The organism is Mycobacterium sp. OAE908, assembly GCF_017872775.1.
Classification (GTDB): Bacteria; Actinomycetota; Actinomycetes; order Mycobacteriales; family Mycobacteriaceae; genus Mycobacterium.
This window is the reverse complement of sequence record NZ_JAGGJL010000001.1, coordinates 2,118,908-2,141,702: the sequence shown is the minus strand read 5'-3', so window position 1 is coordinate 2,141,702 and position 22,795 is coordinate 2,118,908. Positions and strand designations below refer to the sequence as shown.

The 22,795-nt window shown below is 66.5% G+C and carries 22 protein-coding genes; 12 read left to right on the top strand and 10 right to left on the bottom strand.

Annotated elements, in window-relative coordinates:
* Positions 1 to 120: 120 nt before the first annotated feature.
* Positions 121 to 1,326: a DUF3068 domain-containing protein gene (locus J3E61_RS10515; protein ID WP_210083513.1), complete on the top strand. Its 1,206-nt coding sequence runs from the start codon at positions 121 to 123 to the stop codon at positions 1,324 to 1,326.
* Positions 1,327 to 1,364: 38 nt separating this feature from the next.
* Positions 1,365 to 3,032, top strand: coding sequence for a hypothetical protein (locus tag J3E61_RS10510; protein ID WP_210085499.1), 1,668 nt, complete (start codon positions 1,365 to 1,367; stop codon positions 3,030 to 3,032).
* Here J3E61_RS10510 and J3E61_RS10505 read toward each other — a convergent pair.
* Entirely contained in the window at positions 3,016 to 4,173 is a 1,158-nt protein-coding gene (locus J3E61_RS10505) for a glycosyltransferase family 4 protein (RefSeq protein ID WP_210083512.1), read from the bottom strand. The genes J3E61_RS10510 and J3E61_RS10505 overlap by 17 nt on opposite strands.
* Before the next feature lie 37 nt (positions 4,174 to 4,210).
* Between J3E61_RS10505 and J3E61_RS10500 the strand changes: the two genes are divergently transcribed.
* Together J3E61_RS10500 and J3E61_RS10495 are read left to right on the top strand one after the other, a co-directional pair.
* A complete protein-coding gene (locus J3E61_RS10500) occupies positions 4,211 to 4,975 on the top strand; it encodes a class I SAM-dependent methyltransferase (protein ID WP_210083511.1) in 765 nt (254 codons plus the stop codon).
* A 54-nt stretch (positions 4,976 to 5,029) separates the two neighbouring features.
* The gene (locus J3E61_RS10495; RefSeq protein WP_210083510.1) at positions 5,030 to 6,511 is read left to right on the top strand and encodes an aldehyde dehydrogenase; all 1,482 of its coding nucleotides are present in this window, start codon (positions 5,030 to 5,032) and stop codon (positions 6,509 to 6,511) included.
* 83 nt (positions 6,512 to 6,594) lie between these two features.
* Here the strand turns inward: J3E61_RS10495 and J3E61_RS10490 are convergent, their stop codons facing one another.
* Both J3E61_RS10490 and J3E61_RS10485 read right to left on the bottom strand, forming a co-directional pair.
* Positions 6,595 to 8,430 carry an acyl-CoA dehydrogenase gene (locus J3E61_RS10490; protein ID WP_210083509.1) on the bottom strand — a complete coding sequence of 612 codons (1,836 nt, stop codon included), beginning with the start codon at positions 8,428 to 8,430 and terminating at the stop codon, positions 6,595 to 6,597.
* 15 nt (positions 8,431 to 8,445) lie between these two features.
* On the bottom strand, positions 8,446 to 8,715 hold the full coding sequence (locus J3E61_RS10485; protein WP_210083508.1) for a hypothetical protein: 270 nt from the start codon (positions 8,713 to 8,715) through the stop codon (positions 8,446 to 8,448).
* A 443-nt stretch (positions 8,716 to 9,158) separates the two neighbouring features.
* On the opposite strand from J3E61_RS10485, the gene J3E61_RS10480 reads away from it, so the two are divergent.
* Positions 9,159 to 9,731 carry a TetR/AcrR family transcriptional regulator gene (locus tag J3E61_RS10480; RefSeq protein WP_210083507.1) on the top strand — a complete coding sequence of 191 codons (573 nt, stop codon included), beginning with the start codon at positions 9,159 to 9,161 and terminating at the stop codon, positions 9,729 to 9,731.
* Here the strand turns inward: J3E61_RS10480 and J3E61_RS10475 are convergent.
* Positions 9,728 to 10,249, bottom strand: a complete 522-nt coding sequence (locus tag J3E61_RS10475; protein ID WP_192725141.1) for a dihydrofolate reductase family protein — start codon at positions 10,247 to 10,249, stop codon at positions 9,728 to 9,730. The two genes, J3E61_RS10480 and J3E61_RS10475, sit on opposite strands and share 4 nt — an antisense overlap.
* A gap of 1 nt (position 10,250) precedes the next feature.
* A complete protein-coding gene (locus tag J3E61_RS10470) occupies positions 10,251 to 11,162 on the bottom strand; it encodes a helix-turn-helix domain-containing protein (protein ID WP_210083506.1) in 912 nt (303 codons plus the stop codon).
* Positions 11,163 to 11,244: 82 nt separating this feature from the next.
* Between J3E61_RS10470 and J3E61_RS10465 the strand changes: the two genes are divergently transcribed.
* Together J3E61_RS10465 and J3E61_RS10460 are read left to right on the top strand one after the other, a co-directional pair.
* Complete coding sequence (locus J3E61_RS10465; RefSeq protein ID WP_210083505.1) at positions 11,245 to 12,381, top strand: acyl-CoA dehydrogenase family protein; 1,137 nt, start codon at positions 11,245 to 11,247, stop codon at positions 12,379 to 12,381.
* The gene (locus J3E61_RS10460) at positions 12,378 to 13,322 is read left to right on the top strand and encodes an acyl-CoA dehydrogenase (RefSeq protein WP_210083504.1); all 945 of its coding nucleotides are present in this window, start codon (positions 12,378 to 12,380) and stop codon (positions 13,320 to 13,322) included. The genes J3E61_RS10465 and J3E61_RS10460 overlap by 4 nt, the downstream gene beginning before the upstream one ends.
* On the opposite strand, the gene J3E61_RS10455 is transcribed toward J3E61_RS10460, so the two are convergent.
* Positions 13,300 to 14,145 (bottom strand): arylamine N-acetyltransferase, encoded by an 846-nt coding sequence (locus J3E61_RS10455; RefSeq protein ID WP_210083503.1) that lies wholly within the window; start codon positions 14,143 to 14,145, stop codon positions 13,300 to 13,302. The two genes, J3E61_RS10460 and J3E61_RS10455, sit on opposite strands and share 23 nt — an antisense overlap.
* 57 nt (positions 14,146 to 14,202) lie before the next feature.
* Between J3E61_RS10455 and J3E61_RS10450 the strand changes: the two genes are divergently transcribed.
* Together J3E61_RS10450 and J3E61_RS10445 are read left to right on the top strand one after the other, a co-directional pair.
* On the top strand, positions 14,203 to 14,775 hold the full coding sequence (locus J3E61_RS10450; RefSeq protein WP_210083502.1) for a hypothetical protein: 573 nt from the start codon (positions 14,203 to 14,205) through the stop codon (positions 14,773 to 14,775).
* Positions 14,776 to 14,835: 60 nt separating this feature from the next.
* Positions 14,836 to 15,141, top strand: coding sequence for a hypothetical protein (locus J3E61_RS10445; RefSeq protein WP_210083501.1), 306 nt, complete (start codon positions 14,836 to 14,838; stop codon positions 15,139 to 15,141).
* On the opposite strand, the gene J3E61_RS10440 is transcribed toward J3E61_RS10445, so the two are convergent.
* Together J3E61_RS10440 and J3E61_RS10435 are read right to left on the bottom strand one after the other, a co-directional pair.
* Positions 15,138 to 15,440, bottom strand: a complete 303-nt coding sequence (locus tag J3E61_RS10440; RefSeq protein WP_210083500.1) for a hypothetical protein — start codon at positions 15,438 to 15,440, stop codon at positions 15,138 to 15,140. The two genes, J3E61_RS10445 and J3E61_RS10440, sit on opposite strands and share 4 nt — an antisense overlap.
* A 37-nt stretch (positions 15,441 to 15,477) precedes the next feature.
* Entirely contained in the window at positions 15,478 to 16,260 is a 783-nt protein-coding gene (locus tag J3E61_RS10435) for a crotonase/enoyl-CoA hydratase family protein (protein WP_192725279.1), read from the bottom strand.
* A gap of 86 nt (positions 16,261 to 16,346) precedes the next feature.
* Here J3E61_RS10435 and J3E61_RS10430 point away from each other — a divergent pair, with 86 nt between their 5' ends.
* From J3E61_RS10430 to J3E61_RS10420, 3 genes are read left to right on the top strand one after another with little or no spacing between them, the layout of a single operon-like run.
* Positions 16,347 to 17,156, top strand: a complete 810-nt coding sequence (locus tag J3E61_RS10430; protein ID WP_192725133.1) for a 1-acyl-sn-glycerol-3-phosphate acyltransferase — start codon at positions 16,347 to 16,349, stop codon at positions 17,154 to 17,156.
* 5 nt (positions 17,157 to 17,161) lie between these two features.
* Positions 17,162 to 18,796, top strand: a complete 1,635-nt coding sequence (gene fadD12, locus J3E61_RS10425) for an acyl-CoA ligase FadD12 (RefSeq protein ID WP_210083499.1) — start codon at positions 17,162 to 17,164, stop codon at positions 18,794 to 18,796.
* Positions 18,789 to 20,021, top strand: a complete 1,233-nt coding sequence (locus tag J3E61_RS10420) for an alpha/beta hydrolase (RefSeq protein ID WP_210083498.1) — start codon at positions 18,789 to 18,791, stop codon at positions 20,019 to 20,021. Before fadD12 ends, J3E61_RS10420 begins: the two co-directional genes overlap by 8 nt.
* Before the next feature lie 61 nt (positions 20,022 to 20,082).
* Here the strand turns inward: J3E61_RS10420 and J3E61_RS10415 are convergent, their stop codons facing one another.
* Positions 20,083 to 21,501, bottom strand: a complete 1,419-nt coding sequence (locus J3E61_RS10415) for a wax ester/triacylglycerol synthase family O-acyltransferase (protein WP_210083497.1) — start codon at positions 21,499 to 21,501, stop codon at positions 20,083 to 20,085.
* Positions 21,502 to 21,527: 26 nt separating this feature from the next.
* Positions 21,528 to 22,751, bottom strand: coding sequence for an alpha/beta hydrolase (locus J3E61_RS10410; protein WP_210083496.1), 1,224 nt, complete (start codon positions 22,749 to 22,751; stop codon positions 21,528 to 21,530).
* Positions 22,752 to 22,795 lie beyond the last annotated feature (44 nt).

Here is a 22,795-nt window from a genome sequence, read left to right as displayed (position 1 = left end):
GATGCCTTCGTAGTAAGGATCGACTTTAGTTTGTGCTGTTAGGGTCGAACGGGTTTGCCGCCGCTCCCAGGTCGGGACGGTGGCGGAGCGTCTGCAGGCAGACGGTGAAGGAGGCACGGTTTGAACCGCGCAGTGGCGCTGCGTATCGCAGCGTGCGGAATCATGGGGCTCGGAGCCGCCCTTCTGATCGCCGCGCTGTTGCTGACCACCTACACCAAGGGCAAGATCGCGAAGATCCCGCTCGATCTGGACACCACACTCAACGCCGACGGCACTGGCTCGGCGTTTGACCCGGAGTCACTGAACTCCGACAAGTTCGTGATCAACAAGAACGTCCCGATCGCTCAGCAACAGCAGATCAGCGTCGAGGCGCCGTCGAACGCCGAGGTCGTCACGCTGCAGGTCGGCGATTCGGTGCGACGTACCGACAAGCAGGGCGATGCCGGCCTGTTGCTCGCGCTGGTGGACACGGTCACGGTCAACCGCAAGACCGCGGCCGCGGTCTCCAGCGACAGCAATCCTGGCGGCGCGGTGCAGAAACCCCGGGCCATCGACGCCACCCAACCGCCGACCAACATCGCGCTGCCGCACGACGGGCTGACCTACCGATTCCCGTTTGACACGCGCAAGCAGACCTATCCCGTCTTCGACCCGATCGCGCAGAAGGCCTACGACGCCAACTACGACGGTGAGGAAGACGTCAACGGGCTGACCACCTACAAATTCAGCCAGAACGTCGGCTACGACGCCGACAGCAAGCTGGTCGAGCCGATCAAGTACGCGTCGCTCTACGACGACGACGCCGACGCCGAGGTCACCGCGCGGGCGTCGCTGTGGGGCCTGCCAGGCAACCCGGACGAACCGATCACGATGACCCGCTACTACGCGGCCCAGCGCACGTTCTGGGTCGACCCGGTATCGGGCACCATCGTGAAGACGAAGGACCACGGCTACCACTACTACGCACGCGAACCGCTCAAGCCCGAGGTGACATTCGTCGACTACACGGTGACGTCGACCGAGCAGACCGTCGAATCGCAGGTCGCCAGCGCACACGATGAGCGCGACAGGCTGGCGCTGTGGGGTCGCATCCTGCCGATCACGTTCACCGCGGTCGGTCTGGTTGCGCTGATCGGCGGCGCACTGCTCGGGTCGTTCAGCATGCGCGCCGAGTCGGCGTTGATCGATCCCGGACTCGACGAGGCCGATCACCGGTTCTTCGGGCCGCGTGGTGCCGAGGACGAACGCGTGCCGGGGGCGGAGGCGCAGACCGAAAAGCTGCCTGCGTCAAGGCCAACCGATCTTCCGCCGGACAGACCAGTCTGATCACACGAATATCCGCGCCTGCCGTTGCGCGGTCGTTCATCGCGCCGGGCTACGCGCTGGTGCTCGCTGTTCTGGTGACGGCGCCGCTGCTGTCCCCCGGATACCTGTTGCTGCGCGACGCGGTCTCGACGCCGCGTTCCTACCTGTCCGATGCTGCGCTCGGCTTGTCGGAGGCCGCGCCGCGGGCGCTGCCACAGGATTTCGTGATCGGGCTGGCCACCGCGCTTGTCGACGGTGGCCTGGTGGTCAAGGCGCTGTTGGTGGCGGGACTGTTTCTGGCAGGCTGGGGCGCGGCCCGACTGGCGATGGCCGTGGTGCCCGAAGCTGGCACGGCCGGTCAACTCGTCGCGGCGACCATCGCTGTCTGGAATCCGTATGTCGCAGAACGACTCCTGCAGGGGCACTGGAGCCTGGTGGTCGGCTACGGCTGCCTGCCATGGGTGGCTACGACGATGCTGAGGTTGCGGACCTCGACCGTCGCACCGTGGTTCGAGGTGTGTGCGCTGGTGTTCTGGATCGGCGTCGCGGGGCTGACCCCGACCGGGCTGATGCTGGCCGCGGCGATCGCGTTGACGTGTGTGTTCGTTCCCGGCGCCGGCAGACCGCGGTGCTGGTGCGCTGCGGCGGCGCTGGGCACCTCGGTGTTGGTGGCGCTGCCCTGGTTGACCGCGGCGGCGATGGCCGATTCGTTGTCGTCGTCGCAAGCCGAAGGCGTCGGCCCGTTCGCCGCCCGTGCCGAACCCGGCCTCGGCACCTTGGGCAGCCTGCTCAGCCTCGGCGGCATGTGGAATGCCGATGCTGTACCTGCTTCTCGCACAACGCTTTTCGCGATCGTCGGCGCCGTCGTGCTACTGGGCGTGGTCGCGTTGGGCCTGGCAACGCTGGCGCGTCGCCGTGTCGCGGTGCCGCTGCTGATCCTTGCCGCGGTCGCGGTGGTGGTGCCCGCCGCAATGGCCACCGGACCCGGTATGGCCCTCGCCGAGGCGGCGATCCGCTCACTGCCCGGGCTGGGCGTGGTGCGCGACGCACAGAAGTGGGTCGCGCTGGCCGTGCCCGCGTATTCATTGGCCGGTGCGGCGGCGGTCGTCACAGTGCGACACCGGATTCCGGCTGCGGCGACCGCGCTGATCTGTTGTGCGGCGCTACTTGCGACGTTGCCCGATCTGGCGTGGGGTGTCGGCGGGCAGATGGCCGCCGTGCGCTACCCGCCGGGCTGGCAGAAGGCATCGGCCCTGATCAACGCTGACCCGCGCCCGGTCGCGGTGCTGCCCGTCGACAGCATGCGCCGCTTCGCGTGGGCCGGTGACGCCCCGGTGCTCGATCCGTTGCCCCGGTGGGTGCGCGCCGATGTGCTGACCACAGGCGACCTGACGATCGGTGGCCGCACGGTGCCCGGCGAGGGTAGCCGCGCCCGCGAGGTCCAGCGGTTGCTGTTGACTGGGGCTGATCGCGCCACGCTTGCCTCCGCCGGTGTGGGCTGGGTCGTCGTCGAAAACGTCTGGAACACAGGATGGTCCGCGCCGGCGCTCGCCCTACCGGTCGCGTATCAGGACGCCGATCTCACCTTGTACCGGGTGGGCGGCGATCATCCACCGGCATCCGGGCGCGCCGTCATGCTGGCCGTGCACTGGATATGGCTTGGCACGCTGATGCTCAGCGGCGTGCTGGCGTTGGGGTTGGCGCTGCGGACTAGAGCACGCCGCTGACGATCCGCCCGGCGTGCACGGCCTGCAGCACCGTGCGCATCGCGTCGGCGCTTTGCTGCCAAGAGAATTCGGCACTGCGGACGGCTGCCTTGGCGCCGAGTTGTTCGCGCAGCACATGATCGGTCAGCAGGCGGTCGAGTTGATCGACGAGCTCATCGTGGTCGTCGACAAGCACACCGGTCACGCCGTCGACGATCGAATCCGTCAGGCCACCGGAGGAGCGGTAGCCGATGGTCGGAACGGAATGCTGGGCCGCTTCGGTGACCGCCAGCGCCCACCCTTCTTTGCGTGACGGCAGAATCTGAACCCAACTCTGTTGCAGCACATGATGTTTGATTTCGTCGTCGACGTGGCCGTGGAATGTCACCGCGTCGGAGATGCCGAGCAGCGCGGCATGATCGACCAGCCGCTGCTGCCACCAGCCACCGCCGAGGATGTCGAGGTGCAGGCCGGGAATCCGGGCGCGCAGCGCGGCGATCGCCTCGAGCGCGTCCTCGATCTGCTTGTGCGGCACCAGACGTGACAACACCACGACGCGAGGCGTGGCCGAGCGAGGCGCGGTGAGCGTCTGCGCGGGCGCCTCGTCAAGCCCGTTGCGGACCACGGCGATATGGCCCGGCTGCACACCGAGGCCCGTCAGGTCACGCGCCGACGGCAGCGACACCGTGACGTACTGGTTGCGACGGTGCACCCGCGGCGACAGCTTCGACTCGACGAACCAGCCGATCCTGCCCATCACCGGCCCCGCCACCGGCCACTGCTCGCGATGGCAGTGGTGCACCAGCACCGCGACCCGGCGACCGAACGCCCAGGAGGCCATGAAGGGCAGACCGTTCTGGGTGTCGATCACCACATCGGGCCGGGCCCTGCGCAGCGAGCCGAGGCCGATGCGGGCCAGGACCATGGCCAGCCCGGCCCAGATGTAGACGGAGTACGGACCGCCGGCGCGGCTGATCTGCACGCCGTCCCTGACCTCGCGGCGCCGCGCGCCCGGATAGCGGGCCGTGCGCAGCGTCACGCGCACTCCGGATTCGGCGAGTTGGGCGCCGATGCGCTCGAGGTAGGCCTCGCTGCCACCGCCTTGCGGGTGCCCGGTGTCGCGCCAGCACAGCAGCAGCACGGAGCGCACGGGTCGGGACATCGGTGACCAGACTATCCGCTGGCTAAGGTCTGTCTCGATGAGAGCCGCAGACCAGTTCGCCGCGCGGGCCACGCTGTGGCGGTCGCTGCGGCTGCTCAGCCAGTTCCGCTACGAGCAGCCCGACCCGGCGAGGTTCTACGGCGCGCTGGCCACAGACACCGCCGCGATGGTCGCCGACCTGTGGTGCGGCCTGCACCGCATGACTCCCGCCGGCCGAACCGTGCTCGACGTGGGTGGCGGCCCCGGTTTTTTCGCGACGGCTTTTCAGGCCGCAGGCATGCGCTACATCGGCGTCGAACCCGACCCTCGCGAAATGCATGCCGGCCCGGCTGCCGTCGACAGGCAAACCACCTACGTGCGGGCGTCCGGGATCGCGTTGCCGTTCGCCGACGCCAGCGTCGACATCTGTCTGTCGTCCAACGTCGCCGAGCATGTGCCGCACCCGTGGCGGCTCGGCCGCGAGATGCTGCGGGTCACCAAGCCCGGCGGCCTGGTTGTGCTGTCGTACACGGTGTGGCTCGGCCCGTTCGGCGGCCACGAGATGGGCCTGTCGCACTACCTCGGTGGTGCCCGCGCGGCCGAGCGCTACACCCGCAAGCACGGGCATCGACCGAAAAACGACTACGGATCGTCGTTATTCGCGGTGTCCGTGGCCGACGGGCTCGAGTGGGCTGAAAGCACCGGCGCCCTGGTCGCCGCATTTCCCCGCTACCACCCACGATGGGCGTGGTGGCTGACGCGGGTGCCGGGGCTTCGGGAATTCGCGGTCAGCAACCTCGTCCTGGTTCTCGCGCCGCCCTGACAGCCTGAATGGAACAGGTTCTACTTTCGCGAGATCGTAGGTAATGTGACGCTCATGACACAGAGTGTGGACACCGCTTACAAGACCGAATACGACAAGCTGTTCATCGGTGGCAAGTGGGTCGAGCCGTCAAGTGCCGAGGTCATCGAGGTGTTCTCGCCCGCGACCGGCCAGAAGGTCGGGCAGGTGCCGCTGGCCGCCGAGGCCGACGTGAACGCCGCCTGCGCCGCCGCCCGCAAGGCCTTCGACGAGGGTCCGTGGCCCCACACTCCGCCCGCCGAGCGTGCCGCAGTGATCGGCCGCGCGCTCAAGCTGCTCGAGGATCGCGCCGATCTGTTCAAGCATCTGCTCAAGCTGGAGACCGGCCAACCGCCGACGATCGTCGACATGATGCAGTACGGCGCTTCGGTGTCGACGCTGCAGTACTACGCGGGCGCCGCCGACAAGTACACGTGGAATGAGATCCGCGACGGCATCTACGGTCAGACGCTCGTCACCAAGGAGCCTGTCGGCGTCGTCGGCGCGGTGGTGGCGTGGAACGTGCCGCTGTTCCTCGCGGTCAACAAGCTCGGCCCGGCACTGCTGGCCGGCTGCACGGTCGTGCTCAAGCCAGCGGCCGAAACACCGCTGTCCACAAACGCTTTGGCCGAGGCGTTCGCCGAGGCGGGACTGCCAGAAGGCGTGCTGTCGGTGGTGCCCGGTGGCGTGGAGACCGGCCGTGCGCTGACCTCCAACCCGGAGCTGGACAAATTCACGTTCACCGGCAGCTCCGCGGTCGGCAAGGAGATCGGCAAGCTGGCAGCCGAGAAGTTGAAGCCGTGCACGCTCGAACTCGGCGGCAAGTCCGCGGCGATCATCCTCGAAGATGCCGACCTGGATTCCACGCTGCCGATGCTGGTGTTCTCCGGCCTGATGAACTGCGGCCAGGCGTGTGTGGGACAGACCCGCATCCTCGCGCCGCGCTCGCGCTATGACGAGGTCGTCGAGAAGGTGTCCGCCGCGGTCGCCGCGATGCCCGTTGGCCTGCCCGACGATCCGGCGTCGATGATCGGCCCGCTGATCTCCGAGAAGCAGCGCGAACGCGTCGAGGGCTACATCCGCAAGGGCGTGGAGGAAGGCGCGCGGATCGTCACGGGCGGTGGCAGGCCCGAGGGTCTGGACGGCGGCTGGTTCGTGCAGCCGACGGTGTTCGCCGACGTCGAGAATTCGATGACCATCGCGCAGGAGGAGATCTTCGGCCCGGTGCTGGCGATCATCCCGTTCGACACCGAAGAGGACGCGATCCGCATCGCCAACGACTCGGTGTACGGCCTGGCCGGCAGCGTGTTCACCACCGACTTCGGCAAGGCCGTCGAGATCGCCAAGCAGATCCGCACCGGTACGTACGCGGTGAACATGTATGCGTTCGACCCCGGCGCCCCGTTCGGCGGTTACAAGAACTCGGGTCTGGGCCGTGAGAACGGACCAGAAGGCATCGAGCAGTACTGCGAGGCCAAGAGCATCCTGCTGCCGTTCGGTTACACCCCGGAGATCTAGAACTCCTCTCGCCAGCAGACGCAAAGTGCCCCAATTTCTCGGCGTGTCGGGGACTTTTGCGTCTGCTCGCGCACAGAGGTGATCTAAAAGGAGTCCTCGCCGAGGTCCATCAAGGCGAGGTCGACAGCCTCGACGATCTTGCGTTCGGCGGTCAGCCGCGGCAACACGTTTTTGGCGAAAAACTTTGCCACGGCTGCCTTTCCGGTATAGAACGCCCGGTCGCGGTCGGAGACGTCGCTGTCGAGGGCGTCGAGCGCGATCTCGGCCTGGCGCAGCAGCAGCCAGCCGATCAACAGGTCGCCGACTGCGAGCAGGAACCTGACCGACTCCAGGCCAAGGCGATACAGCTCCCTGGCGTTCTCCTGGGACGACAGCAGGTAGCCGGTCATTGCCGCAGCCATCGCCTGCATGTCGGCCACCGCGGTGGCGAGAAGCGTTCGCGCATCAGCCAATTCGGGCCGGGCGGCGTCGCTGCCGAGGAATTCCTGGATCTGCGCCATCACGTGCTGCAGCGCGCGACCCTGGTCGCGGGCGATCTTGCGGAAGAAGAAGTCCTGCGCCTGAATTGCGGTGGTGCCCTCGTAAAGCGAATCGATCTTGGCGTCGCGGATGTACTGCTCGATCGGATAGTCCTGAAGAAAGCCCGAACCGCCCAATGTCTGCAGTGACTCGGTCAGGCATTGATACGCCCGCTCGGAACCGACTCCCTTGACGATCGGCAACAGCAGATCGTTGACCCGCTCGGCCATTTCGGCGTCGGCGCCGGACACGATATCGGCGACGACCACATCCTGGTGGGCAGCGGTGAAGAGGTACAGCGCCCGCAGACCCTCCGCATACGCCTTCTGCGTCAGCAGGGCCCGGCGCACGTCGGGGTGGTGCACGATCGTGACGCGCGGCGCCGACTTATCGGTCATCCGGGTGAGATCGGCGCCCTGGATTCGCGTCCTCGCATAGTCGAGCGCATTCAGATAGCCGGTGGACAGCGTCGCAATCGCCTTGGTGCCGACCATCATTCGGGCATACTCGATCACCTTGAACATCTGGGCGATGCCGTTGTGGCTGTCACCGACCAGCCAGCCGACGGCGGGACGACCGTGTTGGCCGAAGGTGAGCTCACAGGTCGGCGAGGCCTTCAGCCCCATCTTGTGCTCGAGGTTGGTGACATACACTCCGTTGCGCTCACCGGGTTCGCCAGTCTCGGGATCGAACAGGAACTTCGGCACCACGAACAGGCTGAGGCCCTTGGTGCCCGGCCCGGCCCCTTCGGGCCGTGCGAGCACGAGATGGATGATGTTCTCGAACAGGTCGTCGGAGTCGCCGTTGGTGATGAACCGCTTTACGCCGTCGAGATGCCAAGTACCGTCGGGCTGTTGGATCGCCTTGGTGCGGCCCGCGCCGACGTCGGAACCGGCGTCCGGTTCGGTCAGCACCATGGTCGCGCCCCAGTTGCGCTCCAGTCCCACTGTCCCCCAGTGCCGTTGCTGCTCGTTACCGACGGCATACAGGATGTCCGAGGACTTGGGCCCGGACAGGATCATGAAGACCGGGGGTTGCGCGCCGAGCACGAATTCGTTGATCGCCCACTCGAGAATGGCGGGCGCCGCCACACCACCGACGTCTTCGGCCAAGCCGACCCGGAACCACTCACCCTGCTGCCAGGCCCGCACTGACTTCTTGAACGACTCGGGCAGATGCACCGTGTGTGTCGCCGGGTCGAACGTCGGCGGGTTGCGGTCGGCATCGGCGAACGATTCCGCCACCGGGCCTTCGGCCAGTCGCGCCGCCTCGTCGAGCATCTCCCGCACCGACTCGCCGTCCAGATCGCCGAACTCTCCTGTGGCGAGCGCCTTCTCCAGGTCCAACACCTCGAACAGGTTGAACTCCAGGTCGCGAACGTTGCTCCGGTAGTGGCCCATGCCTTGCGCCTTTCGTTACGGACTCACGGTGGGACTGTGGCCGACCGACGCGCGCGGCCGGGTTGGCCTCGGTTGGTTCTGCGCGAAGCCGGTGCAGGTACCGAGGTGTCCTGCGACGCACGGCACACCGTTCATCGTCGGTACCGGACCGCCCGAGACCGGGGTCGGCGCGCCGTTGTAACCGTTCTGGTCCAGCGGTACGGCACCTGCCGCGGGGGCGGTGAAAAGCGTGGCAGCGCACACCCCGACCAGGACTGACCTGCGCAGATAGCAGCGCTCGGCCATGGCGGACCCGCTTTCCTCGGTTTTGCCGCCAGCCTACGGCTCCAAAGTGGTGCTGAGCTGGGAACTCTTAATTATGGTCTTCCTCATAATCCCGGAAAGTGCGCCGAATCAGTGACACCGGCTAAGCAAGTCGGTTCACCTGGCATTAACCGGCGCCGCGGTGTGATGGGGAATACATTTATTGCACCAGTGTGTTACCGGTTCTATGCTTTGCACCATAGACAGGGAGGCATCCGATGTGGATCGTTGAGGTCAACTTCGCCGGCCGTCGGTTCACGCGCGAGATGCATGGGCGTCGGCGATCGGTCTTCCACTTCAGCCCGCGCCACTTCAGCTGGCGGTCTGCACCACTGCGGGACCCGCACGCCGCCTGACACCGCCGGAGGTTAGTTCTGTCCACCCCGACCAAGACCAGGACCAAGCGCGGCTCTACGCGCACCAAGATGTTGATCAGCGCCGCTGAGGTGCTGCGCGAACGCGGAGCCGCTGGTGTCACGATCGACGAGGTGCTCGCCCGCAGCGGCGCGCCGCGCGGTTCGGTGTACTACCACTTCCCCGAGGGCCGCAATCAGATCCTGACCGAGGCGTTGCAGTACGCCAGCGGCCTTGTCTCCGACGTCATCGACGATGCCGCGGCAAAGGGCGGCGTGTACCTGGTCCGGCGGTTCGTGACGTTCTGGGAGGACCTCCTTGCCGAGAGCGATTTCACCGCAGGCTGCCCTGTCGTGGCCGCGGCGATCGGCTCAGCCGACGACGAACCTCAACTGACAACCGTCGCAGGCAACATCTTCAGCCGCTGGCGTGACGCGCTGACCCGCGCGTTCGTCAGCGACGGCTTCGACGAGCCCTGCGCCGCATCGTTGGCCATCATGTGCATCGCGTCGCTCGAGGGTGCGGTAGTGCTGTGCCGGTCGACGCGCAGCGTCGATCCCCTGCGCGAGGTCGCCGAGCAGCTCGAATTCCTGATCAAGTCACGGGAATTCGTGCGTGTCTACGGTGTGCCCGAGCACCGTTAAGCCTTGCGCCACCTGGCGCAGACGAAGTCGCCGTTGACGCCGGATTCGACGAGCGCCCATTCGGATCGGATAGGCAACAGCCGTGCGCCTGCACCCAACGAACACGGCGCATACGTCACGATCATTTCGTCGATCAGGCCCGCGCTGCGGAACTGCCCGGCCGTCTCCCCGCCGCCGACCACCCAGACGTCCTTGCCCGCCGCTGCCGACACCAGCTTCGGATGCAACTGCGCGACGTCACCGTCGAACACCTGCACCGGATGTCCCTCTGAAACGATCTGCGGTCGATGCGTCAACACCCAAGACGGCTGCTCATACATCCACCGCCCTGGGTGATTGTTCAGGATCCATTCGTATGTCGCGGAGCCCATCACCAGTGCGCCAACAGTTTTGATGAATGCCTCATACCCGAACGGGCCGTCGGCATCGACCGCCCGCGAGGTCAGCCAATCCAGGCTCTCGGCTTCGTCGACGATGTAGCCGTCGAGGCTGGACGCGGTGAAGTAGACGGTTGCCATGTCAGGTTCCTCTCATCCAGTCGAGCGGGTCACCGCGGCGGGTGCGCAGGCCGAGCCGCGTCAGCATGGCTCGGGCCAGTTCGCGCCGGTGCGCCGAATACGTCAGCACATGCGCAACGATGCCGTAGAGCTGAAACGACTCCGGCGGGTCGCACAGTGCATCGATGACGGTGTCGCCGAGCCTGCCCGTTGCGCTGTATTCGGAAACCATTGCCGCCCAGCGGGTTCCGATTTCTTCGTGGTGCGTGGCCAGTTCTTGCGCAGTTGTCGACTGCGCGGCTTGTCTATTGGGGAAGTCGCGGCCCTCGATGGTGGCCAGCCACACTTCCTTCGCCCACACGATCGCTCCCAGCACGGCTGCAATGCTTGGCTCGGGACCGTCCCAGTCGAGAATCACCTGTCCAGGTGAGATCTCGTGTGTCCATTGCTCTTCGGAGAGCCGGGCGGCCTCGTCGATCAGATAGGCGGTGTCGGCGACGTCATGGGCCACCATCAGTTGAGAAATGTCGGGCTCCTTGCTGGCGCCGTCGCTGTCCAACCACAGCGACTGCGGGGGGTGAAAGTGCAGCCCGTTCGGCGCAGGCAACCGGAACTCGACATCTGCGGCGCGCGACGGTGGCACGCCGAATGTGCGACGGAAAGCGCGGGAGAACACCTCGGCCGACGACCAGCCCTCGTCGGCGGCCACCGCGGAAACCGATTCACCGCGGTGCAGCCGCCAGGCCGCGCGTTCGAGCATGATGCGCCTGCGCATCGCCGCCGGCGACTCGCCGGTCAACCGTCGCACCTCGCGGGAGAAGTGGAATTCCGACGCGAAGCTGCTGCGTGCCATGTCGCCGACGTCGGTGTTGTCGGCGTCGACGACGGCGTCGAGGAGTTCCCGCAGTCGATCGCGGCGTGCTGGATCGCTCACGCTTCCCGAGTATGGTCGTGCGTCCGCGGGATGGACATGACAATTCCTGCTGCGCTGTCGGCTCACTAGACTCTGTTGCCCAGTGAGCGAATTCGATGCGCTGTGCGCCAACGACGCCGAGCTGGGCCTGCTTCGGACGTCGGTCCGCGAGTTCCTGGCCGCCGACCGCGACGAGTTCGGTTGGCAGCCCGCTGTCGACTGCTGGCTGGCGAAATGGGACCCGGACTTCTCCGCCCGGCTGGCCGGCGCCGGTTTCGTCGGCCTGACCATCCCCGCCGAGTACGGGGGACGCGGGCTGGGTTATCTGCACCGCTATGTCGTCACCGAGGAACTGCTCGCCCACGGCGCTCCCGTCGCTGCCCATTGGATCGCCGACCGGCAGGTGGCGCCTGCGCTGCTGACGTACGGCAGCGAAGAGCAGCGGCACCGGTTGCTGCCGCGGATCGCAGCGGGGCAGCTGTATTCGGCGATCGGAATGAGTGAGCACGGCGCCGGGTCCGACCTCGCCGCCGCGCAGACGCGCGCCAGTCGAGTCGACGGCGGCTGGGTCCTCAACGGTTCGAAGGTGTGGACGAGCGGCGCGCACGTCGCACACCAGATCGTGGTGCTGGCCCGGACCAGCCCGTTGGACCCCGAACACCGCCACGCGGGTTTCTCCCAGTTCATCGTCCAGACGTCGGCCCCGGGCATCATGATCGAGCCGATCCTGTTGATGAACGGCGAACACCACTTCAACGAGGTGATTTTCACCGACGTGTTCGTTCCCGACGAGGACGTGCTCGGACAGATCGGCGACGGATGGCACCAGGTCACCGCCGAGTTGGGTTTCGAGCGAAGCGGACCGGAACGGATCCTGTCGACGGCCACGCTGATCTTCAGCGCGATCCGGGCCTTGGGCGAGGTCGACGACGGGGTCGCCGCCGACGTCGGAGACCTTGTGGCCCGGCTGATTTCGCTGCGGCAGCTGTCGATTTCGGTGGCACGCACGCTGGCCGACGGTCGGGATGCCGCCAGCCGGGCGGCACTGGTGAAGGACCTCGGGACGCGCTTCGAGCAGGACTCGGTGGAGTTGGTCGCCGACCTGCTGGACTACGTCGAGGATCCAGAACCGTTGCGTGCGCTACTTAAAACTGCGCGGGTGCACTCGCCGCTTTTCACACTGCGCGGGGGCACCAACGAGGTGCTACGCGGCGTGGTGGCCAAGGGCATGACGTCATGAACGAACTGACGCAACTGATCGACGATCTCTGCAGTCGATCGACGGGTGACGAATTGTGGCGCAACCTGGAGGACACCGGACTCACCCGGCTGACCACGGGCCAGGGCGCAACTCCTGCGGAGGCCGCAATCGTGTTGTCCGGCTTGGCAAGACATGCGGCGGCAGTTCCGATCGCAGAGACCGATCTGCTCGCAGCCTGGCTGGCTGGCGAGGCGGGCTTGTCGGTTCCGGACACCGGCCCGTTGACGGTGGCGATCGCCGACGCATGCGAACGTGGCGGGCGCGTCACGGGAACTGCACGCGACGTGCCGTGGCCGTCAAGCACAGTCGTACTGGCGGCGCGCACCGCCGATGCGTTGCATGTCGGCTTGATCGATGGCACGTCGCACGGATCGATCGACTTCGACCTAGCCGTCGCCGAGCTACGCACGCTCGATGCTGTCGTCGCCGACGAGCTGGTCCGCCGCGGCGCGTGGGCGCGCTGCAACCAGATCGTCGGTGCGCTCGATGCGGCGTGCGACCTCACGGTGGCGCACACCGCCGAGCGAGTGCAGTTCGGCCGCACGCTGAGCAAGTTTCAGGCAGTGCAGCATTCACTGGCCGCGATGGCCGGCGAGATCGAACGTGCCCGTGCTGCAACCGCTTTGGCGGTCGCTGCTGCAACCGACTACGGCTTCGACCACCCTGCGACCGATTACGCCGCCACGGTGGCAAAGGTCGCGGTCGGGCGTGCCGTTGATCCGGTCACCACCATCGCCCACCAGTTACACGGGGCGATCGGGGTGACCATCGAGCACCGGCTGTGGCGCTCGACCATGCAGGCTCGCAGCTGGGTCGACGACTTCGGCTCGACTGCGTCCTACGCACGGCGCCTTGGCCGGATCGCGTTGGCCGCCGATGATCCGTGGGACGTCGTGGTCAGCTATCCAGCACCTGGTTGACCCGCGCCTCCAGATCACCGCCGTCACCCAGATCAGCGATGTCGATACCGAAGCGGTCAGTCAGCGCTTCGAGCACTTCTGCGGCAGTATCGAAGCGGATCTTCTCGGTTTCACCGGCACTGTGGATGGCCAGATTTCGGCCCCGCATGTTGTAGCGGGCCTCGCCGGTGACCAGGGCTGCCGTCAAACCGGTGACGAAGAACGAGTTGGGATGCGTTGACACATACCAGCTTCCGACCTCGAGATCGATTCGCGGCTGCGGCCGGGTGGTGAAGATGTACAGCGGCTGCCACTCGCCGCGGACCTGGGCTTCCAGCTGGAGGGCGTCCCCACGCTCGCTGATGCGGTACGGCTCATGGCGCGTCTCCTGGACCGGCCCGGCCTGCAGCCGGATAGGTGACGTCAACGTCTGCCCACCGAAACCGACGTCGACCAGGAGCCGCCCATCGAGGCCAGGCACCGTCACCGAAAGCACCTGATGCGTCTGGGCGGGAAGTGGGCCGTCCGGGTTCAGCCAAATCACGCGGCCAGCAAGCCGATCGACGCCGAAGCCCAACTGCTCGAGCACGTATCCCATCAATCCGTTGTGCTCGTAGCAGTAACCCCCGCGGCGGCGGTGCACGAGTTTGTCGGTCAGCGCCGCCGCGCCGAGATCAGCGACGGGGATGCCCATCAACGGGTCGAGATTCTCGAACGGGATGGACCCGTTGTGCGCGGCGACGAGCGCATGCACCGTCTCGACGGTTGGTTCGGCGGGGCCGCGGTAGCCGATCCGGTCGAAATATGCGGCCACGTCCACAGCATCGGTGACTTCAATCGTCATGACGCCATCTTCCGACCTCAACAGGGGTTCAGGTCAACCCGGTGGAACACTGGAAGGGTGCCCGCCCATTTGACCGAGGAACTGCGCGAGGACCTGCTGGCCCGTTGGTCGGAGACGCACCGCAAGCACCACACCGTCAGCCACCTGCACGAGATGCTCGACGCGATCGGCGCGCTGGCCGAGGCGGGCGTCGAGTTCGACCGCGAGGCGGTGGAACTCGCCGCGTGGTTCCACGACGCCATCTACGAGATCGGCCGCGACGACAACGAGGACCGCTCTGCGGAGTTGGCGCTCGAGCTACTGGCGTCGTCCCCGATCCGCGACGAGGTCGCGCGACTGGTGCTTGTCACCAAGACGCACAAGGTGGGAGAACACGACATCAACGGCGCGGTGCTCAGCGACGCCGACCTGTCGGTGCTCGGCAGCGAACCGTTCCGGTACCGGGCCTATGCCGCGGCCGTCCGTGAGGAATACGCCGACGTGCCCGACGATGTGTTCAAACCGGCTCGGGCGCAGGTACTTTCGGCGCTGCTCGACGGGCGGCTGTTTCACACTGCGGCAGGGCGTGAACGGTGGGAAGAGCGGGCGCGCCGCAACATCGCCGAGGAGATCGCCGAACTCGCCGGCTGACTGGTTGCCGACGGAAGAGCGGGGATGGCGTCGGCGTCGTGTCTGTGCGATGCTCCGGCCATGGGGGTGACATACGAGGAATTCGCAGCTCAACACCGGACCCAGCACGTCACGCCAGTCAACCAATGGTGTGCGGTGGTCGGTAACTCGCTGGTACCCGTGGCCGCGGTGACGGCGTTGACGGGTCGGCTCAAGGCAGGCGCCGCGCTCTTCGCGCTGGCGAACGCAACGGTTGTCGCGGGGCACATCGCAGAAGGCAACCTGGCGCGCGCCACGCGTGACTTGCGTCAGCATCCGATCTGGGGGGTGCGCGCCGATGTCGCCGTCGCGGCCGCGACGGTCAGGAGCGCGCTCGGCCGGCACTAGGTGCGGCCACGGGGCGACGGGGCCGCGGGATCTGCGGCAGTCGCTTCGTTGACCGCAGAGCCGTGCGGCGTGCGCGCGACGCCGGGTGCGTTCGCGGGGTCTCCCGACGACGGCTCGGCGCCGTGGGTGAGTTCCCGCAGTCGGGCGTGCAACACCTCGAGCACCGGGATGCGATTGCCGTGCGCCTCCTCGTGCTCGAAGAGGCCTCGCAGTTGCCCCTCCTCGAGGGAGCGAATCCGGTGTCGCAGCTCGGTCAGCGGCAGCTGGTCGTAGTCGGGAATGGGAAGTTCGTCGGCCATGGCTGTCGGTTGCCCACCATCGCGCAACCGAAAACCGTTAGCTGCCGGTCCACTTCGGCGGTCGCTTCTCCGCGAAGGCGATCGCACCTTCCTTGGCGTCGTTGCTGCTGAACACCGGCATCAAGATGCGCGTCTGTTTGGCCCACATCTCGTCGGGGCTCCACCCGCGCGACTCGACGATGATCTGCTTCGTCGCTGCGACGGCCAGCGGTCCGTTGGCGGTGATCCGCTCGGCCAGCTCGATCGCCGCGTCGAGCACCTTGCCGGGTTCTGCGAGCGCGTTGACCAGGCCGAGCTCGAGCGCCCGCTGCGCAGGCAGCCTGTCGCCGGTCAGCGCGAGCTCCATCGCGATCGCAGGCGGGATGCGTTGGGGCAGCCGCAACAGCCCTCCTCCGCCGGCGACGAGACCGCGTTTGACCTCCGGGATGCCGAACGCGCCGTCCTTCGACGCCACGATCAGATCGCAGGCCAACGCAAGCTCCATCCCGCCCGCCAAGCCAAAGCCCTCGACCGCGGCGATCAACGGCTTGACCGGGGGGCGCTCGGTGAACCCCATGCCCCGGCCCTCGACCACGACGTTCTCACCGCGGGCGAATGCCTTCAGATCCATGCCCGCACAGAACGAACCCCCGGCGCCGGTGACGATGCCGACCGACAATCCAGGGTCGTCGTCGAGGCGGTCCACGGCGTCGGCCAGCCCCCGGCTGACCGCGGCGTTGACGGCGTTGCGGGCCTCGGGACGGTTGATGGTGATCACCAGGATTCGGCCACGCTGCTCGACGAGGACTACATTTTCACTGTTATCTGTCACGCCGGTGATCGTATCCACAGTCGGCTTTGGCGGTCCGGCTCAGGCCATGTACCATAAATTAGAACACGTTCTAGTTTTCCTAGTCAGGGGGACCCGTGACCTCGACCGATACCGAACCGTCGGAACTCACCAAGTGGGATCCGGGTCTCACCGAGCGCGTCATGGGCCTCACCCGGCCGTTCCTCAAGCGCTACTTCCGATCAGAGGTCCGCGGGCTGGAGAACATGCCGGCAGGCGGGGCGCTGCTCGTCAGCAACCACTCTGGCGGGATGCTGCCGATGGACGTGCCGATCCTCGCGGCCGAGTACTACCACCATCACGGCTATGACCGCCCGCTCTACACGCTGAGCCACGACATGCTCTCGGTAGGACCGACCGGAGACTTCTTCAAGAAGATCGGCTACATCAGCGCCAACCACGAGAACGCCGATGAGGCGCTGCGCTCCGGCGGCCTCGTGGTGGTGTTCCCCGGCGGCGACTACGACGTCTATCGGCCGACCCTTTCGGAGAACAAGATCGACTTCGGCGGCCGCACCGGCTACGTGAAGGCTGCGCTCAACGCGGGCGTTCCGATCGTTCCGACGGTCGGCATCGGCGGGCAGGAGACGCAGATCTTCCTGTCCCGCGGCACCTGGCTGGCGAAACGACTCGGGCCGATCGCACGGTTGGCGCGCACCAAGATCGTGCCGATCTCCTTCGGGTTCCCGTTCGGCCTGAGCATCGTGATCCCGCCCAACATCCCGCTGCCCGCCAAGATCGTGATGAAGGTGCTGCCGCCGATCGACATCCTCGCCGAGTTCGGCGAGCACCCGGACATCGACGAGGTCGACGCTCACGTGCGCCACGTCATGCAGCGAGCCCTCGACGAACTGGCCCAAGAACGCACACTCCCTGTGCTCGGCTGAGACCCATGGCCATCACCGACCGGCTCACGGAAACGCTCGGCATCGTCTCGACGATGGCCCGCGCGCGGCTGCTCGCCCCGATGCGGCCCGACAGATACCTACGCATCGCCGCGGCGATGCAACGCGAAAACATGGGCATCACATCGGGATTCGCCGCCGCCGCGCAGCGCTGCCCGGACCGGCCCGGCCTCGTCGACGAGCTCGGCACGCTGACCTGGCGAGAAATCGACCAGCGCGCAGACGCATTGGCCGCCGGACTGCAGTCACTGCCGGGTGGACAACCGCACGTGCTCGGCCTGATGGCGCGCAACCATCGCGGCTTCGTCGAGTCGCTGATCGCCGCCAACCGGATCGGCGCGGACGTGCTGCTGTTGAACACGTCGTTCGCCGGGCCCGCGCTGGCCGAGGTGGTACAGCGCGAAGGGGTGGACGCGGTCATCTACGACGAGGAGTTCGCCGAGACCGTCGACCGCGCGCTCTCCGACAGTGCCGACGCGACGCGGATCATTGCCTGGACCGACGGGCCCCAGGACGGGCTCACGGTCGAGAAGCTGATCACTGAGCACACCGGTCGTGAGCCGCAGCGCGCGAGCGCGAAATCGAAGGTCATCCTGCTGACGTCGGGCACCACCGGAAGCCCCAAGGGCGCCAAGCACTCTGGCGGCGCCGACGGTGGACCCGGCATCCTCAAGGCGATCCTGGACCGTACCCCCTGGCGCGCAGAGGAACCGGTCGTCGTCGTGGCGCCGATGTTCCACGCGTGGGGCTTCTCCCAGTTGGTGTTCGCCGCGTCGCTGGCATGCACGGTCATCACCCGTCGCAAGTTCGACCCGGAAGCCACGCTCGAACTCGTCGACCGCCACCGCGCCACCGGGTTATGCGTCGTGCCGGTGATGTTCGACCGGATCATGGAGTTGCCCGACGAGGTCCGCAACAAATACAGCGGGCGGTCGTTGCGGTTCGCCGCCGCGTCGGGGTCGCGGATGCGCCCAGACGTCGTCATCAAGTTCATGGACCAGTTCGGCGACGTGATCTACAACAACTACAACGCCACCGAGGCCGGCATGATCGCGACGGCCACACCACAGGACCTGCGGGCGGCCCCCGACACGGCGGGTAAACCGGCCGGTGGCACCGAGATCCGGATTCTGGACTCCGATTTCAACGAGCTGCCCACCGGCGAGGTCGGCACCATCTACGTGCGCAATTCCACGCAGTTCGACGGGTACACGTCCGGCAAGACGAAGGACTTCCACGAGGGGTTCATGTCGTCCGGCGATATCGGCCGCTTCGACGAGGCCGGGCGGCTCTTCGTGGTCGGCCGCGACGACGAGATGATCGTCTCCGGCGGTGAGAACATCTACCCCATCGAGGTGGAGAAGACGCTGACTTCGCATCCGGACGTGGCGGAGGCATCGGTGCTCGGCGTGGACGACGAGCAGTTCGGTCAGCGACTGGTGGCCTTCGTGGTTTTGAACGGCGGTGCCTCGGCTACCCCCGACATACTGAAGCAACACGTCCGCGAGAACTTGGCGAATTACAAAGTGCCCAGGGAGATCACGATTCTCGACGAACTACCTCGCAGCAGCACGGGAAAGATCGTGCGCCGCGAACTGCAGGAGCGCGCCGGTCGTGCGTAAACGCTGGCCATTGCTGCGCGCGTGCGCGGAGCTACTCAACGCCGCGAACGGGGTGCGCCCGATCGCCCGCGAGGGCTACGTCACGCTGCCGGTGTTCGCCTTCGGTTGGCCGACCACTGAGATGTCGGCGGTCTATCTCGCCGGATCGATTTTCGACGCGGCGCGCCGCGGCCTGCGCGGGGACTTTCGCGGTGCGCGCGGTCGAATCGCCCTGGTGCTCACGGTCATTGCCTGGGGGCTGCTGGCGCTGATCCAGCACCGCAACGTCACGTCCAAACCGCATTTCGAAGATCCGTTGCGCGAGGTGCTTGGCGACGACTACGAAAAGATCGCAGCGCAATCGCAACCGGTGAAACGCCGCAGGATGATCGGCGTGTGGCCAACCGAATTGGTGCGTCGCCGTTATGTCGAAAAAGCCAGCACGGTTCAGTACGGTCCGCATCGCAGGGTCAACCGGGCGGACATCTGGCGGCGCAGCGACCTGCCCCGCGACGGCAAGGCGCCGGTGCTGCTGCAGGTACCTGGCGGCGCATGGGCCATCGGCATGCGCCGACCGCAGGCGTATCCGCTGCTGAGTCATATGGCCGAGCGCGGCTGGATTTGCGTGTCCATCGACTACCGCGTCAGTCCGCGCAACACCTGGCCGGACCACATCGTCGACGTCAAGCGGGCACTGGCCTGGATCAAGGAGAACATCGCCGACTACGGCGGTGACCCGGATTTCGTTGCGATCACCGGTGGTTCGGCGGGCGGGCATCTGTGCGCGCTTGCCGCGCTCACCCCCGACGACCCGCAGTACCAGCCGGGTTTCGAAGATGCCGACACCTCGGTGGTGGCCGCGGTGCCGATCTACGGTCGCTACGACTGGGTTTCGGGCAACGGCAACGGCCGCCGGGAGTTCATCGCGTTCCTGCAGAAGTATGTGGTCAAGAAGCGCATCGTCGAGCGCAAGCAGGTGTATGTGGACGCTTCGCCGATCATGCGATTACGGCCAGACGCCCCACCGTTTTTCATCCTGCACGGCGAGGACGACTCGATCATCCCGGTGCCCGAGGGCCGCGACTTCGCCGCTGCGATGAAGGACGCGTCGACATCGGTCGTCGTTTATGCCGAGATTCCGCACGCCCAGCATGCGTTCGATTTCTACTACGGGTCGCCGCGTGGCCATTACACCGCTCAGGCGGTAGAGACGTTCCTGTCCTGGGTGCACGCCACGCGCGGATGAGCGATTTGTGTGCGTTTTGTTGCGCTGAGCGCTCCTGAACGCACACAAATCGCAGGGGGGATTACTGCGCCATCGCCTTTTCGACGATGGTCAACTCTTCGGAAAGCCCTGCGGCACGCCGGATTTCGACAAACGCGTCGATCATCGCGTCGGTCAGCTCATGTGGGTCTTCTAGAGTGCGGCCGTCCGAGAGTACCGAGATGTTGAGCTGGTCGACATAACTCCACACCGTGATGTTCATCCCGCTGCCCGCGGTCAACGGGCCAACCGAATAGATCTCGGTCACCAGCGCACCGCCGACGCGACCGTACTCCCGAGGGCCGGGCACATTGGAGATCGGCAGGTTCAGCACCTTGTTCTGACCGTCCTTGTTCGACAGCCACCGGAACATCGCCTCCGCAGGCGCGGGCGGGAAGTACGCCGACCACTTGCTCACCAGTTCCGGCCCGAGCAGGTTGTGGCTTTCTTTCGCTTCCAACGCGGCCTGGCGCGCGTTGCGCACCCGATCCAGCGGGTCCTCGCAGTCGGTCGGCAACGCCACCAGCACGCCGGTGAAGTAGTTGCCGGAGATACGGTCAGGGGAAAAGTCGAAGCTCACTGGGACCGACGCCAGCAACGGGTCGCCGGCGTGACCGTCGTAGCGCAGCAACAGTTTTCGCAGTGCCCCCGCCGAGATCGCCAGTACCATGTCATTGATCGTGACGCCGAGGTGCTTACCGGTCGCCTTGATGTCCGCCAACGCCAGCGTGGCCGTCGCGAACTTGCGGATCGGATCGACCTTGTGGTTCATGAACGTCGCCGGCGGCGTGAATGGTCGGGTCAATTCCGGCGACAGCTTGCGCGAACTCTTACGCACGCGGCGGACACCCTGCGCCGTGTAGCGCACCGTGCTGGGCAATTTACCCACCAGGCGGACGTGGTCGGCGAACGCCGAGCGCAGCAGCTCGCCCTTCGTCGGCGCCGGGTCGGTGGCATACGAATCCCGATCGGCCAGGCCGCCGTCGCCGATGTCCATTCCGCGGGCCAGCAGATTCGCCGAAGCCACCCCGTCGGCCAACGCGTGATGGATCTTGCCGAGCACCGCGATCCTGCCGTTCGCCAGCCCCTCGATGAAATACATCTCCCACAGCGGTCGGCTGCGGTCCAGTGGCGTGCTCGCGATCTTGCCGATCGCCTCGTCGAGCTGACGCCTCCCACCCGGAGCGTCCAGCTGGTACGGCCGGACGTGGTAGTCGAGGTCGACCTCGCAGTTCTCCCGCCACATCGGGTGATGGATCTTGCCGGGCACCTCGATCAGCTGGTACCGGAACGGGTCGAGCTTGTAGAGCCTGCCGTGGATGACCTTGCGGAACTCGTCGATCCCGAACTTCCGCCCGCCGAGATCGTCGAGCTCGATCACCGCCAGCTTGAGTGTGTGCATGTGCACGTTCGGCGTCTCGCTGTACAGCAGCACAGCGTCCCACCCGCGAAGCCTCTTCAACGGCGCTCCCTCCTATGTGGAGGAGCCTAGATCACCTGCTTGGCCCCCGTGAGCGATCGGTTGCGGTGAATCTGCTTGAGGAATAAGCCGATTGCGGTGGCCATCGACCCGGTGCGGGCACCGTCGATCATGTCGAAGGCGTGGCCTGCGCCGGGCAGCTCCACATAGCTGACCGCAGAACGCGATGCCGCGCGCAGCCGCTCGACGAAGCTGCGGGCCTGATCGACGGGAATGACGCTGTCACCGGTGCCGTGGATCACCAGGAACGGCGGCGCGTCCTTGTGGATGCGGGCGATCGGCGATGCCTTGCGGAACACGTCTGGATGCTTCGACATCTTCCGGCCGACCACGATGCGTTCGAGGAAGTCGACGAAGCGAACCCGCTCCGCTGTCGAGCGGTCCTCCCAGTCGTAGCGGCCGTAGATGCCGACAACCGCGTCGACCGACGTATCGGAGCCGTCGGGCAGTTCGCACTGCATGTCCGGGTCGTTCGCCGTCAATCCCGCCAGCGCCGCCAGATGCCCGCCGGCCGAACATCCCGCTAGCGCAACGAAATTGCGGTCGCCGCCGAACTTGTCGACATTGGCGCGGGCCCATGCGATCGCGGTCTTGACGTCGGTGATGTGCGCAGGCCACCGGTGGTGCGGCGCCACCCGGTAGTCGATGGACAGGCAGACCCAGCCCATCTCGGCCAGATGCGACATCAACGCGTACCCCTGCAGCATGCGACTGCCGTGCACCCACGCGCCGCCCGGCACGAAGATCAGCACTGGCGCGGGCTCGGCGGGCAGATCCTTCGGACGCCAGACGTCGAGCAGTTGAGATGGGAGATTGCCGTAACGCACCGAGGTGCGATACACGCTGCGACGGTGCTCGCGGAACTTCCACAGCGGCGGGGCGCTCTCGGGTGCGGGCCACTTGACGGCGAGGTCTGCGGCAGGCACCACTCCGCGCAGGGCAGCGTCGACGACGGCATGCGTGGAATCGCGTTCCTGCTTACGCAATTCGGCGTTGCCGGGCTCGAACATAGAGCGTGCGGTGGCCCCGAGGAAGTCCGGCAGGTGGCGGTAGCCCCAGACACCCATGGCGGTCATAGCACCAAGTGGCTCAAGGTGTTTCCCGATCACGGGCAGGGAGGCCGACGCGACGCTGGCCGCCAGCATGTAGTCGGCCGGGCCGGCCCTCAGCAACCACCGGGCCCGTGTCCACATTGTCGGCCCCGGGTACCGGGTGTCCGGTCGTACCGTCATTTCGCGACTGTACCCCGCTGGGCGATTCCCAAACGACAACATCG

Coding starts and splice junctions, on each gene's coding strand:
- J3E61_RS10500 (WP_210083511.1), top strand. CDS start 4,211: ATGAGAGCCGCAGACCAGTTCGCCGCGCGGGCCACGCTGTGGCGGTCG.
- J3E61_RS10505 (WP_210083512.1), bottom strand. CDS start 4,173: ATGTCCCGACCCGTGCGCTCCGTGCTGCTGCTGTGCTGGCGCGACACC.
- J3E61_RS10485 (WP_210083508.1), bottom strand. CDS start 8,715: ATGGCCGAGCGCTGCTATCTGCGCAGGTCAGTCCTGGTCGGGGTGTGC.
- J3E61_RS10475 (WP_192725141.1), bottom strand. CDS start 10,249: ATGGCAACCGTCTACTTCACCGCGTCCAGCCTCGACGGCTACATCGTC.
- fadD12 (WP_210083499.1), top strand. CDS start 17,162: ATGGCCATCACCGACCGGCTCACGGAAACGCTCGGCATCGTCTCGACG.
- J3E61_RS10490 (WP_210083509.1), bottom strand. CDS start 8,430: ATGGGCCACTACCGGAGCAACGTTCGCGACCTGGAGTTCAACCTGTTC.
- J3E61_RS10460 (WP_210083504.1), top strand. CDS start 12,378: ATGAACGAACTGACGCAACTGATCGACGATCTCTGCAGTCGATCGACG.
- J3E61_RS10445 (WP_210083501.1), top strand. CDS start 14,836: ATGGGGGTGACATACGAGGAATTCGCAGCTCAACACCGGACCCAGCAC.
- J3E61_RS10410 (WP_210083496.1), bottom strand. CDS start 22,751: ATGACGGTACGACCGGACACCCGGTACCCGGGGCCGACAATGTGGACA.
- J3E61_RS10495 (WP_210083510.1), top strand. CDS start 5,030: ATGACACAGAGTGTGGACACCGCTTACAAGACCGAATACGACAAGCTG.
- J3E61_RS10480 (WP_210083507.1), top strand. CDS start 9,159: ATGTTGATCAGCGCCGCTGAGGTGCTGCGCGAACGCGGAGCCGCTGGT.
- J3E61_RS10455 (WP_210083503.1), bottom strand. CDS start 14,145: ATGACGATTGAAGTCACCGATGCTGTGGACGTGGCCGCATATTTCGAC.
- J3E61_RS10440 (WP_210083500.1), bottom strand. CDS start 15,440: ATGGCCGACGAACTTCCCATTCCCGACTACGACCAGCTGCCGCTGACC.